The sequence below is a fragment of the Limnohabitans sp. INBF003 genome, assembly GCF_055396645.1.
In genome coordinates, this window is record NZ_AP029222.1 from 3,331,457 (window position 1) to 3,345,079 (window position 13,623).

Consider the following 13,623-nt stretch of genomic DNA (forward strand, 5'->3'; position numbering starts at 1 on the left):
TTCTTTCGTTGTGCAATGGATTCAATCGCGGCGAGGGCGCTGCGCCTACAGGGTCACCAACGGGCACCAAAGGTCTGGCGCAGTTCGTCCAGGTCGGTGGCGCGCAGCGGTGGGGTGTGCGGTTGCAGCAGCATGAGCCGTGCGGTTTCTTCAAGTTCTTCGAGCGTGGCCATGGCCGCTGCGGGCGTGTCGTGCCACACATTGGGGCCTAGGCGCGGCAGCATCACGGCACGGATCGGCGTGCCTTGGGCGGCGTGGCTGCGGATCAAGGCAGCCACTTCGTGCGCGGCATCGGGGCTGCCCGGGCGGTGGTAGCGCACCAGCGGCACATGGCCGACTTTCATCACAAAGTAAGGCGTGATCGGCGGCAGCAACTCAGGCCCGTGGGCGTTCAGGCTCAGCGCCACACAGTGCGTGCTGTGGGTGTGGATCACGCAGCGCGTGTCGGCGTCGGTCTCGCAGGCGGCGGTGTAAATCTGGCGGTGCAAGGCGATGGTCTTGCTGCCTTTGTCGCCACTCACTTGCTGGCCTTGCAGGTCCAGCTTGGCCAGCCGCGCCGGGTCCAGAAAACCCAGACACGCGTCGGTGGGCGTGATGAGGAATCCATCGTCGAGGCGCACGCTGATGTTGCCCGCTGTGGCGTGCACATAGCCGCGCTCAAACAGGCTGCGGCCCACGCGGCAGATCTCTTCGCGGGCTTGGGATTCATTCATGCGCGGTCTCCAACTGAGGTGCTTCGATTGTAGGAGCGAGCGTGTGCTTGCAAAGCTGGTTTTCGTGGGAGGTCGCCCCTGAGGCCGAATGCCTGCAGTGGCGCACGGCCCACATTCGCGAGCGGGGGCTCGCTCCCACAGGGAGATGGCTCATTGCAAGGTCGCAAAGGCTTTTGTGAAAAAGTCTTCGGTCCCGAAGTTGCCCGACTTGAGCGTGATGTGCACGCCGCCGTTTGGGGTGGGCGCATGGCACCACGGCACACCTGGGTCGATCTGCGGGCCGATCTGCAGCTGCGCAATGCTCATCGCCTGCACGCACGCGCCCGAGGTTTCGCCACCCGCCACCACCAGCTGCTGCACGCCCAGGCCCACCAGGCCCTGGGCCACAGCGGCCAGCGCGTGTTCGACCAAAGCACCCGCCTCGGCCACACCCAGCTGCGCCTGCACGGCTTTGACGGCCTCGGGTTCGGCGGTGGAGTACACCAGCACCGGGCCGTCTTGGAGCAGCGGCGCGGCCCATGCCAGCACCTGCTGCACCACGGCGTCACTTTGGCCATTCATCAAGCTGGCGGGGTCAATGGCCCGAGCGGGCCGACCAGTGGCTTTGAAGTGCGCCACCTGCGCGTTGGTGGCCACCGAGCAGCTGCCCGAGACCACGGCTTGCAGACCCTTGGCAGGCTGCAGTTGGCTGGCCTGCAGCGAAGGCTTGAGGCCAAAGTTGGCGGGCAGGCCAATCGCCACGCCCGAGCCTGCGGTGACCAGTGGCATGTCTTTCAAAGCAGGCCCGAGCCGATGCAGGTCGTCGTTGCTGGTCGCGTCCACCACGGCCACGCCCACGCCTTCGGCGCGCAGCGCGGCGATGCGCTCGCGAACCGCCGTTTCGCCCTGCGCCACCGTTTTGTAGTCGATCAAGCCCACCTTGCGTTGGGTTTGCGCCTGCATCACACGCACCAAATTTGCGTCGGTCATGGGCGTGAGCGGGTGGTTTTGCATGCCCGACTCGTTGAGCAACACATGGCCCGCAAACAGGTAGCCCTTGAACACGGTGCGCCCGTTGTCCGGAAAGGCGGGCGTGGCGATGGTGAAGTCCGTCTTCAACGCTTCCATCAGCGCCTCGGTCACCGGGCCGATGTTGCCCTCGGGCGTGCTGTCAAAGGTCGAGCAGTATTTGAAATAAATTTGCTGCGCCCCTTGCGCCTGCAACCACTTCAAGGCGTCGAGCGATTGGGCGATGGCCTCAGCGGCTGGAATGGTGCGCGACTTGAGCGCCACCACCACCGCGTCTACCTCGGCGGCCAGTGACGAAGTGGGCACGCCAATCGTCTGCACCACCCGCATGCCTGAGCGCACCAGGTTGTTGGCCAGGTCCGTGGCACCGGTGAAGTCATCGGCGATACAACCGAGTTTGATTTTCATGCCTTGCCTTTCGGCAGTTCAATGCCCGGAAAGATCTTGATCACCGCGCTGTCGTCTTCCTTGGCAAATCCCGCGGTGCTGGCCTGCATGAACATCTGGTGCGCGGTGCTCGACAGCGGCAGCGGGAACTTGCTGGCACGCGCCATGTCGAGCACGATGCCCAGATCCTTCACAAAAATGTCCACGGCCGATAGCGGCGTGTAGTCCGCCGCCAGCACATGGGCCATGCGGTTTTCAAACATCCAGCTGTTGCCTGCGCTGTTCGTGATCACCTCGTACAAAGCCGCTGCGTCCACACCTTCGCGCAGGCCCAGGGCCATGGCTTCGGCCGCAGCAGCAATGTGCACGCCCGCCAGCAATTGGTTGATGATCTTGACCTTGCTGCCCGCGCCCGCGCTGTCGCCCAGCTTGTAGACCTTGGCGGCCATGGCGTTTAAAAAAGGCTCGGCCAATGCATAAGCCTCGGGCTTGCCTGCCGTCATCATGGTCATCTGACCACTGGCCGCCTTGGCCGCGCCGCCCGAGATGGGTGCGTCCACGTAACGCAGACCCATGGCCTCCAGCCGGGCTTCGAGCGCGACCGACCAATTGGGGTCCACGGTGGAGCACATCACGAACACGCTGCCCGGCTTCATGCTGGCGGCGCAACCGGGGGTGGTGCCGTCGCCAAACAGCACGCTCTCGGTTTGCGCGGCATTGACCACCACTGACACGATCACATCGCACGCTGCGCCGAGCGAGGCCAGCGTGTCGTGCGCCACACCGCCGTCAGCGGCAAAGGCCGCAGCGACTTCGCGGCGCACATCAAACACCTGCACGCTGTGCCCGGCGCGGCGCAGCGATGTGGCCATGCCCGAGCCCATGGCCCCCAAACCGATCAATCCGACTGTTGTCATGTTGGCTTCCTCAATCCAGTGAAATTTTGGCGAACGCTGCGACTTTTTTCCATTGCGCCATGTCGGCCTGCATGAAGCTGCCTAGGCCTTGCGCGTTGGCCCAGGCTGGCTCTGCGCCTGCCTTGAGCATGGCCGCTTTGACCTCGGGCTGACTGGCCACGCGTTCCAGCGCTTGTTCCAGCTTTTGCTGCACCGGGGCAGGCAAGCCAGCAGGCGCTGCTACGCCAAACCAAGCGAATACTTGGTAGCCCTTCATGCCGGCTTCTTCCATGGTGGGCACGTTGGGCAGGGCACTGCTGCGTTGGGGCGTGGTCACGGCCAAGGCCTTGAGCTTGCCGCTTTGGATCAAGCCCAGCGCCGAAGGCAGGTTGTCAAACATCATGTTCACTTCCCCCGCCATCAGACCCGTCAGGCCCGCTGCGGCCCCACGGTAAGGGATGTGCGTGACGAATGCGCCCGATTGGCTTTTGTAGAGCTCGGCACTCAAGTGCAGCGAGGTGCCCTGTCCGTTCGACGCGTAATTGAGCTGTCCGGGCTTGGACTTGGCCAAAGCCGTCAATTCGGTCAGCGTTTGAATGCCCGAAGCCGGGTTGACCATCAGCACATTGGGCACACGGCCCAGCAGGGCGATGGGGGCGATTTGCTCGGGTTTGTAGGGCAGTTTGCTGTACAGCGCCGGGCTGATTGTCAGCGGCGGTGAGGCCATGAGCAAGGTGTAGCCATCGGCCGCAGCACGGGCTGCTTCTGCCGCACCCAAGTTGCCGCCGGCACCGGGTTTGTTGTCCACCACGATGGACTGCCCCAGCTCTTGCGCCAGCTTGGGTGCCACCAAGCGGGCCATGTTGTCGATCAGGCCACCAGGCGGAAACGGCACCACCAGCTTGATGGGGCGTACGGGCCAGGCTTGTGCCAAAGCGGATGATGAGAGAAAGGGCATGGCCATGGTCAAGGCGGCCACGATCCAGTTTCTGCGTTGCATGTGTCTCTCTCGGTGGGTAAATTGATCAGGTCATCATACAAATTTTTATGCGGGCGTGCATTGGGATTTGTCCTGTGTAGGCCCATGCAAGAGATTCCGCTCGGCAGCCCTCTGCGTTAGCATCTGTCCTCAATACAAAAGAGGGAGATCCAGCATGCGTGCCATTGGTAATTTTTTGTGGTTCATTTTGGGCGGCGTTTTCATGGGCCTGCTGTGGTGGTTGGCAGGATTGCTGGCTTTTGTCTCGATCGTGGGCATTCCGTGGGGGCGGGCTTGCATGGTGATTGGCAACTTCACGTTTTTCCCGTTTGGGCGCGAAGCCATCAGCCGCAAAGAGTTGACGCAAGAGGATGACTTGGGCACCGGCACTTTGGGTTTGCTGGGCAACGTCGTCTGGTTTTTGTTGGCAGGCGTGTGGCTTGCCATTGGCCATGTGGTGTCGGCCGTGGCCTGCTTTTTCACCATCATTGGCATCCCTTTCGGGATTCAGCACCTCAAGCTGGCGGGCATTGCGCTGGCGCCCGTGGGCAAAACCATTGTGAGCAAAGAGATGGCAGCGGCTGCGCGTGCGCGCAATGCACAGGCCGAGGTGGCGCGTCTGCGCCGCGATTGAGCGCTGCACGCCGGGTCGGCAAGGCGACACGGCCGCCAGTTTGGCCCTGTAAGATCGGTCGCCCCAGCTGGAGCCCTTTTTGACGGAGTCCCCCATGAACGCCCCGCTTTCACACGCCGCCCTGTCTTCGGTGCAGGCCGCCGACCTGGCCGCCTTGCCCTTGATCGAAAAATGGATCGCTTTTGCCACCGTCTCACGCGACAGCAACCTGGCTTTGCTCGACTGGACCGAGGCCTATCTGAACGACTTGGGCATTGCCTGCAGCCGCACCTATGACGACAGCGGCCAAAAGGCCAACCTGTGGGCCACGCTGCCTGCGCACGATGGCGAAACCAAAGTGGGCGGTCTGGTGCTGTCGGGCCACACCGATGTGGTGCCGGTGGACGGCCAGCCTTGGGACACCGACCCGTTCAAGGTGACCGTGATCGGCGACAAGATGTTTGGCCGGGGCGTGACCGACATGAAGAGTTTTGGCGCCACCTGTTTGATGATGGTGCCGGAGTTGCTGAAAAGAAAACTCAAGCGCCCGATTCACCTGGCTTTCAGTTACGACGAAGAGGTGGGCTGCATTGGCGTGCGCCGCATGATCGCCGACATGCAGGCCCAAGGTTTCAAGCCTGCGGGCTGCATCGTGGGCGAGCCCACTGGCATGCAGGTGGTGATTGCGCACAAAGGCAAGCATTCGTACAAAACCACGGTGCACGGTTTTGAGGCACATTCTTCGCTCACCCCGCTCGGTGTGAACGCCGTTGAGATCGCTTGCGAGTTTGTGGCCAACCTCAAAAGCATGCACCGCGAGTTGGTGCAAAACGGCCCGTTTGACCCGATTTACGATGTGCCGCACACCACGGTGCACACCGGCGTGATTGCGGGTGGCACCGCGCTCAACATCATTCCGCGCCAGTGCGAAGTGACCTGGGAGATTCGCCACCACCACATGAACTCACCCGAAGACCTGTTTGCCCGGGCCAAGGCGTTTGGCGAGAGCCTGGTGCCTGCCATGCAGGCGGTAGCAACAGACACGGGCATCACGCATGAACTGAAATCGGTGTTGCCCGGCTTTGCCACGGCGGCCGACAGCGAGATCGCGCAGCTGTGTTTTGACTGCGCCGAGGTCGACCCGGCCAGTGGCGCGGGCAAGGTGTCGTTTGGCACGGAAGCTGCATTGTTTCACCAGGCGGGTGTGCCCACCATCGTGTGCGGCCCTGGCCACATTGCGCAGGCGCACCAGCCCAACGAGTGGGTCACGCTGGCGCAGCTGGCTTGGTGCGAGCGCTTCATGCGCCGCCTGGCCGACCGGGTGTGCGTGGCCTGATTGTTCTTAACAGTTTGAACCCTTCACAAGGAAACCCTCATGATTCAACGGCGTGAACTTTTGGCATCCAGCTTGGGCGTGGCCATGTTGTCTGCGGTGGGCTTAGCCCAAGCGCAATCCACCAAAACGGTGCGCATCGTGGTGCCTTTTGCCTCTGGCGGGGTGCAAGACACTTTGGCTCGCGCTTTGTCGCAAGAAATGGGCATGGCCTTGGGGCAGACCGTGATTGTGGAAAACCGTGCGGGTGCAGGGGGCACGGTGGGCACCGGCTATGTGGCCCGTGCTGAGGCCGATGGCTCGGTCATGGTGGCCGCAGCCGCGAGCCACAACATTGCAGGGTCGCTGTACACCAAGCTGGCTTATGACCCGCAAAAGGATTTCACGCCTTTGGCGCACATTGGCAGTGCGAGCTATGTGCTCATGGTGCACCCCGATGTGCCCGCCAAGAACGCAGCCGAATTCATCCGGTATGCCAAGGCCAACCCGGGCAAGATGAACTACGCCACAGCCGGTGTGGGCAGTGCCACGCACTTGGCCATGGCTTATTTCACGGGTTTGGCGGGCATTGATGTGGTGCACATTCCGCTCAAGGCCACGGGTGAGGCGATCAACGAAGTTTTGTCGGGCCGGGCGCAAGCCGTGATTGCGGCCAGCATTGGCGCACTGGCTTTTGCCAAGGACAGCCGGGTGCGTTTGTTGGGCGTGACATCGCCCAAGCGCAGCAAATACCTGCCCGACTTGCCCACCATTGCCGAAAGCGGTTTGCCCGGTTACCAGTTTGATTCGTGGTTTGGTTTGCTGGGCCCTGCCGCCGTGCCTGCAGAACAGGCCAACCGCATTCATGCGGCTGTGAGCAAGCTGCTCAAAGACCCCGTGATTTTGGAGCGCCTGGACAAACAAGGCATTGAGCCACGCGACTTGAGCAATGCCGATTTTGGCAAGCTGCTGGCCGCCGACTATGTGCGCATGGCGCAGGTGGTCAAGGCGTCGGGCGCGAAGCTCGACTGAGCTTGACACCCCAAGGTGCGTGGCTCAGTCAAAGCCCCGCACCATCAGCACCGGCACGGGCGACATGCGCATGACTTGCTCTGCCCCGCTGCCCAGCAGAACCCGGCCAATGCCACGGCGGCCATGCGTGCCGAGCACGATCAGGTCAGCGCCCCAATCGCCTGCGGCATCGGCCACCGATTCGCCCAGACGTTGCCCGATACGGTCAATCAGGCGCGTGTCGGCTTTGACCTTGGCGGCACTGGCCAGCGCCATGCCTTTTTGCAAAATCGTGTGGCCGTTTTCTCGGGCCAGCTGGACCATCTCGCCTGAATATTCGTGGCTGCTGAGCAAAGACAATTCGTCAATGCAATAGATGAGCCGTACTTCGGCTTGGTCAGCCTGTGCCATCTTGAGCGCATAGTCCAACGCTTTGTTGGACGTGTTGCTGCCATCAATGGGCACCAAAATTTTCTTGAACAAGGGCATGGTGATCTCCAGTGCATGTTGCGGGGCCAGGCGCATCCGGGTGTAAGCCGCTGGTCTCATGGGCTGACTCCGTGGTGTCCATCGGTCCTTGATGCTAGAGACAAGCCCACCCCACCAACAGCCATCTTTCGGTCTGTTTTTCTGTCAATTGGCCTATGCCAGAAGGTGTATGCCCGGCACAGGCCCTGTTGCAGATTTTTTAGGAGCTGTGGGTTTTGTAGGAGCTTGCCCTGCAAGCGAAAGCCTGTGGTCCACAAGCGTTTGATCGCCAGCAGGGCTGGCTCCTACAAGGTGCAAGCTTGAAACCAGTTTCGCAGGTCGGTGGCGGATTTTGTAGGAGCTGTGGGTTTTGTAGGAGCTTGCCCTGCAAGCGAAAAGTCTGTGGTCCACAGGCGCCTGATCGCCAGCAGGGCTGGCTCCTACAAGGTGCAAGCTTGAAACCAGTTTCGCAGGTCGGTGGCGGATTTTGTAGGAGCTGTGGGTTTTGTAGGAGCTTGCCCTGCAAGCGAAAAGCTTATGGTCCACAAGCGCCTGATCGCCAGCAGGGCTGGCTCCTACAGGGTGCAAATTTGAAGCCAGCTTCGCAGGTCGGTGGCGGATTTTGTAGGAGCTGTGGGTTTTGTAGGAGCTTGCCCTGCAAGCGAAAAGCCTGTGGTACACACGCGCCTGATCGCCAGCAGGGCTGGCTCCTACAGGGCGCAAGTTTGAAGCCAGCGTGCAGACTTCGCAGGGCCGGATCAAGGGTTGCGGGCGAAAAAAAACCGCCCGGGTCACCCCGGGCGGCTGGTGCGGCTGGTGCGGCTGGCGCTACAAATGTGGCTTACTGGGCCATGGCTTCGATGGCGATGTCGATGCGCACTTCGTCACCCACGTAAGGCGCGTATTTGCCGGCGTTGAACTCGGTGCGCTTGATGGTGGTGAAGGCGTTGGCGCCCAGGGCTGGCTTTTTCATCATGGGGTGGGGCATGGCCTGGAAGCTGGTGACTGTCAGGGTCACGGGCTTGGTCACGCCTTTGATGGTCAGGTTGCCTTCGATGGCTTTGGGCTTGTCGCCTTCAAACACCACTTTGGTGGACTTGAACGTGGCGGTGGGGAACTTGGCGGTGTCCAGGAAATCTTCACCCTGGATGTGGCCGTTGAAGTCGGCAAAGCCGGTGTTGACGGATTTCATGTCGATGGTGATGTCGACCGAGCCCGTTTTGGCGGCGGCGTCAAACACGACTTTGCCGCTGGTGTTGCTGAAGCTGCTCAGTTGGTTGGAGTAGCCAAAGTGCGAGTACGAGAAACGCGGGAAAGTGTGGGTGCTGTCCACGTCATAGGTCACGGGTGCGGCCAAGGCCGAGCCTGCGGCCACCGATGCGAAAGCCAAAGCGGCGGCGAGTTTTTTCAAAGATGTCATGGGAAAGCTCCTGGGTAAAAAAAGAAAGGGTGAGGTTGAAAAAATGGCAGGCGTGGGTTTATTTGCCCAGCGCCGTGGTGATGGAGAAGTTGACCTGGATGTCGTTGGCCACCACGTCGAACTTGGCCCACATGCCTTCGCCGATGGTGTAGTCGGCGCGCTTGAGGGTGAAGCTGCCGGTCAGCAGGCCGTCTTTGCCCTGTGCGGTGTGCTTCATGGGGAACTTCACGTCGCGGGTCAGGCCCTTGATGCTGAGCGTGCCTTGCACTTCGTATTGGTTGGGCGCGGTTTGCTTGATTTGTTTGGCCACAAACTGGGCTTTGGGAAAGGCCGAGGCGTTGAACCACGACTTGGTCACGACTTCGTCATCGGCTTCGCTGGAGCCTGCGTCCACGCTGGCCAGCTCGACTTCAAAGCTGGCCTTGGCCTGCTCGGCTTTGGCCGGGTCGAAGTTCACTTGTGCGGCAAATTTCTTGAACCGGCCATTCATGGCCACGCCCATTTGCTTGTACGTGAAGGTGACGCTGCTCTTGGCAGGTACGATGGTCTGGTAGGGCGCGGCTTGGGCTTGCAAGGCCAGCGCGGTGGCCGACATGGCCAGCAGGGTTTTCAAAACGGTGTTCATGGCGGTTCCTCAATCGTGGGTGGTAGGACGGCCCGGCAGCATGCGGCGCAGCGTGTCGTCTTTGTGAAAAAAGTGGTGGAAAAACGCAGCCGCAGCGTGGCCTGCGATCAGCAGCAGCAAGCCGATGTTCAGGGCCTCGTGCAGCTCGGCCAGGCTTTTGCCCAGTGCCTTGTCTTTGGCCAGCAGGTCGGGGATGGGCAGCACGCCAAACCAGACGGTTTGCACGCCCTTGGCCGAACTCATCAGCCAGCCGCTCAAGGGGATGGCGATCATCAAGGCGTACAACGCAAAGTGACCGCCGTGGGCCGCCCATTGCATGGGTGCGGGCATGTGGTCCGGCATGGCGGGTGGGCGGTGCGTGGCGCGCCAGAGCAGGCGCAGCCAGACCAGCGCTAACACGCTCACACCGGCCCATTTGTGCCACGAGTAGTACTGCAATTTCTCGGGTGACAGCGGCAGGTCGCTCATGTAAAAGCCCAGGGCCAGCAGGCCGAAGATCATCAGGGCCATCAGCCAGTGCAGGCTTTTGGCTGTGCGGGTGTAGTGCCGCGTCGTGGGGGTGCTCATGGTTTTCTTTCTGTCCGGACTCAGTGGAATGTGTAGCCGTCCATGGCGATCACATGGTCACTGACGCCTCGGAAAAACGCTTCGGGCTGTGCACCTTCGCCTGCAGCGCCCAGGGCGGTAAACAAAGGCAACAGGTGTTCATCGGTGGGGTGGGCGCGCTGGCCTGTAACTTGTTGGCGGTAAGCCAGCAGGCCGGGCACATCGCGCTGGACCATGTGGGTGTGAATCCAGTCGGCAAAGGCCTGCACATAGGTGGGGGTGGTCCCGCCTTGCATGCTGACCATCATGAAGTCGCGCAGGTTGTGGGTGATGTTGCCGGAGGCAATGATCAGGATGTTTTGGTCGGCCAAGGAGGCCAGGGCCTGGCCCACGCGGTAGGCGTGTTCAGGGCCTTGGTGGCTTTGCACCGACAGCGGCACCACCGGGATGTCGGCATCAGGGAACATCTGGCGCAAAGGCACCCAGGCACCGTGGTCCAGACCGCGCTGGGCGTCTTGCGCAACGGGCAGGCCTGCTGTTTGCAGTGCCGCCATCACTTGGGCAGCGACCTCGGGGCAGCCGGTGGCGGGGTATTGCATCTCGTACAGGCGGGGGTCAAAGCCACCGAAGTCGTGGATGGTGGAGAGTTGGGTGGCCGTGCCCACGGTGGGCAGCGCGGTTTCCCAATGCGGGCTGACCACCACGATGGCGCGTGGGGTGTCCAGGGCTGCGGCGATCTGGCTCATGGCTGCGCCTGCCGCACCAGGGTGCAGGGCAAACATGGGGGAGCCGTGGGGCACAAAAAGGACGGAGCGGCGGGCAGTCATGGCGGTGTGACCTGAGGTTGGGGGTTGAAAAGGACAGCCCCGAAACGGGTTGGGGGCTGTCGATGGATGGACTTTAGGCGTTTCAACCGATTTGAAAAAGCATCCAATCTACAAATCTTTGTTGCTTAAATTGCAACAATTAAGGCGAAGAACCGTTTTGAACAGGCATTCGCGAGCAGGGGCTCGCTCCCACATTGGACTTTTGCGCGTGGGCCAAGTTGGGAATTTTGTGGGAGGCCGCCCCTGCGGCCGAATGTGTGGGTTGGCGAGGCTGGCATTCGCGAGCGGGGGCTCGCTCCCACATTGGACCTTTGCGCGTGGGCCAAGTTGGGAATTTTGTGGGAGGCCGCCCCTGCGGCCGAATGTGTGGGTTGGCAAGGCTGGCATTCGCGAGCGGGGGCTCGCTCCCACATTGGACTTCTGGGGGCGGCTTCAGGTCTTGAGCGTGCCTTTGGCCAGCTGGCCCACCAGCTCGGGCAGCAGGGTCTGCGGGTCGCCCGCCTGGCAGGCTGCGGCCAGCGTGGCCTGCATGGCTTGCGCGGCCGCGTCGTGCGAGCCGGTTTGCTGCGCCATGTCGGCGTAGTAGCCCAGGTCCTTGAGGGCGTTGCCCATCGAAAAACGCAGGCCGGACGTTTCGCCGCGCAGCAGGTAGGGCTTGAGGCGTTCCAGCGCCGCGCCCCAGCCACCGCCTTTTTCGAGCACTTCGACAAACACCGCGTCGTCGATGCCCGAGCGGCGTGCGCACGCGGCCGCTTCGGCCAGCAGCGTGACCGAGCCGAGCGAGACGAAGTTGTGCAGCAGTTTCATGCTGTGGCCTGCGCTCACGCCACCGGCATGCACGATGTTTTCGGCAAAGGTGGACAGCAAGGGGCGCACTTCTTCAAGCAGCGCCGCATCGCTGCCGATCAGCAGGTTCAGCCGGCCTTGCATGGCTTCGTTGGGCGTGCGGGTCATGGCCGCGTCCATGAAGCGCACGCCACGCTGGGCCAGCGTGGCGGCCACTTGCTGGGTGGAGCCGGGGATGCTGGTGGAGCAGTCGATCACCGTCATGCCTGCACGCAAGCCCGCCAGCAAGCCGGTGTCGCCCGCCAAAATGGCTTCAACCTGGGCCGAGCCGTTGACGCAGAGGATGACGATGTCGCTGGCTTGGGCCACGGCTTGGGCGGTCGGTGCGGTGCTTGCACCTGCGGCGATCAGGTCACCCAAGGGCTGGTTGCCCGGGTGGTCCATGGCGGTGAGCGCGAAGCCTTTTTTGACGATGTTGGTGGCGATGCCCAGGCCCATCAGGCCCAGGCCGATCATGCCGATGCGGGGGTTTTGCATGTGCTGCTCCAACGGCGTTCAGCCGTGTTTGATGGTGACGGTCTTGAGCGTGGTGAAGCTGTAGAGCGCTTCAAAGCCTTTTTCGCGGCCATGGCCGCTGGCCTTGACGCCGCCAAACGGCAGCTCGATGCCGCCGCCCGCGCCGTAGTTGTTGACAAACACTTGGCCGCTTTGCAGGCGACGCGCCATGCGCAGCTGGCGACCACCGTCTTGCGTCCACAAGGCAGCGGCCAGGCCGTATTCGGTGCCGTTGGCCAGTTCGATGGCGTGGTCTTCGTCGTCAAAGGGCGAGATGGTCAGCACCGGGCCGAAGATTTCTTCTTGTGCCAGGCGGTGTGCGATCGGCACGTCGCGGATGAGTGTGGGCACTTGGTAGAAGCCACCCTTTGGCGCTTCGGGCACCAGTTGGCCTTGCGCGGCGATCGGCAGGCCATCGTTCTTGGCCAGCTCCACAAAGCTGCGCACGCGCTGCATTTGCGATTCGCGGATCAAGGGGCCGCAGTTGAGGTCCATGCTGGCGGGGCCGGTGCGGGTGGCGGCAAACGATCTCGCCAGGCGTTCGACCACGGCTTCGTACACCGGGCGGTGCACCAAGGCGCGGCTGCCAGCAGAGCAGGTTTGCCCGGCGTTTTGCACGATGGCGTTGGTCACCACGGTGGTCATGGCGTCCATGTCGGCGTCGCCAAAAATGATCTGTGGCGACTTGCCGCCCAGCTCCAGCGTGACGGGCGCATGGTGCTCGGCCGCGGCCTGCACCACCAGCTGGCCCACACGCGGCGAGCCGGTGAAGGACACGTGGTCCACGCCGGGGTGGCGCACCAGCAGGTCGCCTGCTTCGTGGCCGTAGCCGGTGACGATGTTGAGCGCCCCGGCCGGAAAGCCGACTTCGGCGGCCATCTCGGCCACACGCAAGATCGACAGACAGGCGTCTTCTGCGGGCTTGACCACGCAGGCATTGCCCACCGCCAGCGAGGCCGCCACGCTGCGGCCAAAAATCTGCAGCGGGTAGTTCCAGGGAATGACATGGCCGGTCACGCCAAACGGCTCGCGCAGGGTGAAGACGGTGTGGCCGTTGTAGAAGGGAATGGTCTCGCCCATGAGCTTGTCGGCCGCACCGGCATAGAACTCAAAGTAACGCGCCACAGCAGTCACGTCGCCACGCGCCAAGGTGCTGGGTTTGCCGCAGTCACGCGACTCGATGGCGGCCAGCTCGTCGATGTGCGCCAGCATGTGCTGCGACAGGCGCTGCATCAGGCGGCCGCGCTCGGTGGCGGTCAGGCGGCCCCAGTCGCCTTTGAAGGCGTCGCGGGCGGCGTGCACGGCGCGGTCGATGTCGGCCGCGTTGCCTCGGGCGATGGCGTCGAACTGCTCACCGGTAGAGGGGTCGATGACCGGGATGTCCTGGCCCGATGCCGGGGCGACGTGCTGGTTGGCGATGTAGTGCAGTTTCATGGGGCCGATCTCCGATATTTTTCATTCAGTTTACAGCTTGCCC

General features: G+C 62.5%; 14 protein-coding genes. 3 read left to right on the plus strand and 11 right to left on the minus strand.

Annotated elements, in window-relative coordinates; all coding sequences use genetic code 11:
* Window positions 1-53: 53 nt before the first annotated feature.
* From ACZ5VE_RS15565 to ACZ5VE_RS15580, 4 genes are all read right to left on the minus strand, one after another.
* A complete protein-coding gene (locus ACZ5VE_RS15565; protein WP_464456012.1) occupies window positions 54-713 on the minus strand; it encodes a class II aldolase/adducin family protein in 660 nt (219 codons plus the stop codon).
* A gap of 150 nt (window positions 714-863) precedes the next feature.
* Window positions 864-2,129, minus strand: coding sequence for a 3-oxo-tetronate kinase (gene otnK, locus ACZ5VE_RS15570; RefSeq protein WP_464456013.1), 1,266 nt, complete (start codon window positions 2,127-2,129; stop codon window positions 864-866).
* Entirely contained in the window at window positions 2,126-3,025 is a 900-nt protein-coding gene (gene ltnD / locus ACZ5VE_RS15575; RefSeq protein WP_464456014.1) for an L-threonate dehydrogenase, read from the minus strand. Before ltnD ends, otnK begins: the two co-directional genes overlap by 4 nt.
* A 10-nt stretch (window positions 3,026-3,035) precedes the next feature.
* On the minus strand, window positions 3,036-4,004 hold the full coding sequence (locus tag ACZ5VE_RS15580) for a Bug family tripartite tricarboxylate transporter substrate binding protein (RefSeq protein WP_464456015.1): 969 nt from the start codon (window positions 4,002-4,004) through the stop codon (window positions 3,036-3,038).
* Window positions 4,005-4,158: 154 nt separating this feature from the next.
* Here ACZ5VE_RS15580 and ACZ5VE_RS15585 point away from each other — a divergent pair, with 154 nt between their 5' ends.
* The 3 genes from ACZ5VE_RS15585 (at window position 4,159) to ACZ5VE_RS15595 (ending at window position 6,940) form a co-directional block, all read left to right on the plus strand.
* Entirely contained in the window at window positions 4,159-4,617 is a 459-nt protein-coding gene (locus ACZ5VE_RS15585; RefSeq protein ID WP_464456016.1) for a YccF domain-containing protein, read from the plus strand.
* A gap of 94 nt (window positions 4,618-4,711) precedes the next feature.
* Entirely contained in the window at window positions 4,712-5,932 is a 1,221-nt protein-coding gene (gene argE, locus ACZ5VE_RS15590) for an acetylornithine deacetylase (protein WP_464456017.1), read from the plus strand.
* Window positions 5,933-5,971: 39 nt separating this feature from the next.
* Entirely contained in the window at window positions 5,972-6,940 is a 969-nt protein-coding gene (locus ACZ5VE_RS15595) for a tripartite tricarboxylate transporter substrate binding protein (RefSeq protein WP_464456018.1), read from the plus strand.
* A gap of 24 nt (window positions 6,941-6,964) precedes the next feature.
* Here the strand turns inward: ACZ5VE_RS15595 and ACZ5VE_RS15600 are convergent, their stop codons facing one another.
* From ACZ5VE_RS15600 to ACZ5VE_RS15630, 7 genes are all read right to left on the minus strand, one after another.
* Window positions 6,965-7,468 (minus strand): universal stress protein, encoded by a 504-nt coding sequence (locus ACZ5VE_RS15600; protein WP_464456019.1) that lies wholly within the window; start codon window positions 7,466-7,468, stop codon window positions 6,965-6,967.
* 760 nt (window positions 7,469-8,228) lie between these two features.
* Entirely contained in the window at window positions 8,229-8,798 is a 570-nt protein-coding gene (locus tag ACZ5VE_RS15605; RefSeq protein ID WP_464457521.1) for a YceI family protein, read from the minus strand.
* Between the two features lie 67 nt (window positions 8,799-8,865).
* A complete protein-coding gene (locus ACZ5VE_RS15610; protein ID WP_464456020.1) occupies window positions 8,866-9,432 on the minus strand; it encodes a YceI family protein in 567 nt (188 codons plus the stop codon).
* Window positions 9,433-9,441: 9 nt separating this feature from the next.
* Window positions 9,442-9,999, minus strand: coding sequence for a cytochrome b (locus ACZ5VE_RS15615; protein WP_464456021.1), 558 nt, complete (start codon window positions 9,997-9,999; stop codon window positions 9,442-9,444).
* 20 nt (window positions 10,000-10,019) lie between these two features.
* Window positions 10,020-10,805: a DODA-type extradiol aromatic ring-opening family dioxygenase gene (locus ACZ5VE_RS15620; protein ID WP_464456022.1), complete on the minus strand. Its 786-nt coding sequence runs from the start codon at window positions 10,803-10,805 to the stop codon at window positions 10,020-10,022.
* Window positions 10,806-11,237: 432 nt separating this feature from the next.
* Window positions 11,238-12,128 (minus strand): NAD(P)-dependent oxidoreductase, encoded by an 891-nt coding sequence (locus ACZ5VE_RS15625; protein ID WP_464456023.1) that lies wholly within the window; start codon window positions 12,126-12,128, stop codon window positions 11,238-11,240.
* Window positions 12,129-12,146: 18 nt separating this feature from the next.
* Window positions 12,147-13,580 carry an aldehyde dehydrogenase family protein gene (locus tag ACZ5VE_RS15630; protein WP_464456024.1) on the minus strand — a complete coding sequence of 478 codons (1,434 nt, stop codon included), beginning with the start codon at window positions 13,578-13,580 and terminating at the stop codon, window positions 12,147-12,149.
* Window positions 13,581-13,623 lie beyond the last annotated feature (43 nt).

Excerpts from the sequence above, each read along its gene's own strand:
- ACZ5VE_RS15565 (WP_464456012.1), bottom strand. The coding sequence starts at position 713 with ATGAATGAATCCCAAGCCCGCGAAGAGATCTGCCGCGTGGGCCGCAGC.
- otnK (WP_464456013.1), bottom strand. The coding sequence starts at position 2,129 with ATGAAAATCAAACTCGGTTGTATCGCCGATGACTTCACCGGTGCCACG.
- ltnD (WP_464456014.1), bottom strand. The coding sequence starts at position 3,025 with ATGACAACAGTCGGATTGATCGGTTTGGGGGCCATGGGCTCGGGCATG.
- ACZ5VE_RS15580 (WP_464456015.1), bottom strand. The coding sequence starts at position 4,004 with ATGCAACGCAGAAACTGGATCGTGGCCGCCTTGACCATGGCCATGCCC.
- ACZ5VE_RS15585 (WP_464456016.1), top strand. The coding sequence starts at position 4,159 with ATGCGTGCCATTGGTAATTTTTTGTGGTTCATTTTGGGCGGCGTTTTC.
- argE (WP_464456017.1), top strand. The coding sequence starts at position 4,712 with ATGAACGCCCCGCTTTCACACGCCGCCCTGTCTTCGGTGCAGGCCGCC.
- ACZ5VE_RS15595 (WP_464456018.1), top strand. The coding sequence starts at position 5,972 with ATGATTCAACGGCGTGAACTTTTGGCATCCAGCTTGGGCGTGGCCATG.
- ACZ5VE_RS15600 (WP_464456019.1), bottom strand. The coding sequence starts at position 7,468 with ATGAGACCAGCGGCTTACACCCGGATGCGCCTGGCCCCGCAACATGCA.
- ACZ5VE_RS15610 (WP_464456020.1), bottom strand. The coding sequence starts at position 9,432 with ATGAACACCGTTTTGAAAACCCTGCTGGCCATGTCGGCCACCGCGCTG.
- ACZ5VE_RS15615 (WP_464456021.1), bottom strand. The coding sequence starts at position 9,999 with ATGAGCACCCCCACGACGCGGCACTACACCCGCACAGCCAAAAGCCTG.
- ACZ5VE_RS15620 (WP_464456022.1), bottom strand. The coding sequence starts at position 10,805 with ATGACTGCCCGCCGCTCCGTCCTTTTTGTGCCCCACGGCTCCCCCATG.
- ACZ5VE_RS15625 (WP_464456023.1), bottom strand. The coding sequence starts at position 12,128 with ATGCAAAACCCCCGCATCGGCATGATCGGCCTGGGCCTGATGGGCCTG.
- ACZ5VE_RS15630 (WP_464456024.1), bottom strand. The coding sequence starts at position 13,580 with ATGAAACTGCACTACATCGCCAACCAGCACGTCGCCCCGGCATCGGGC.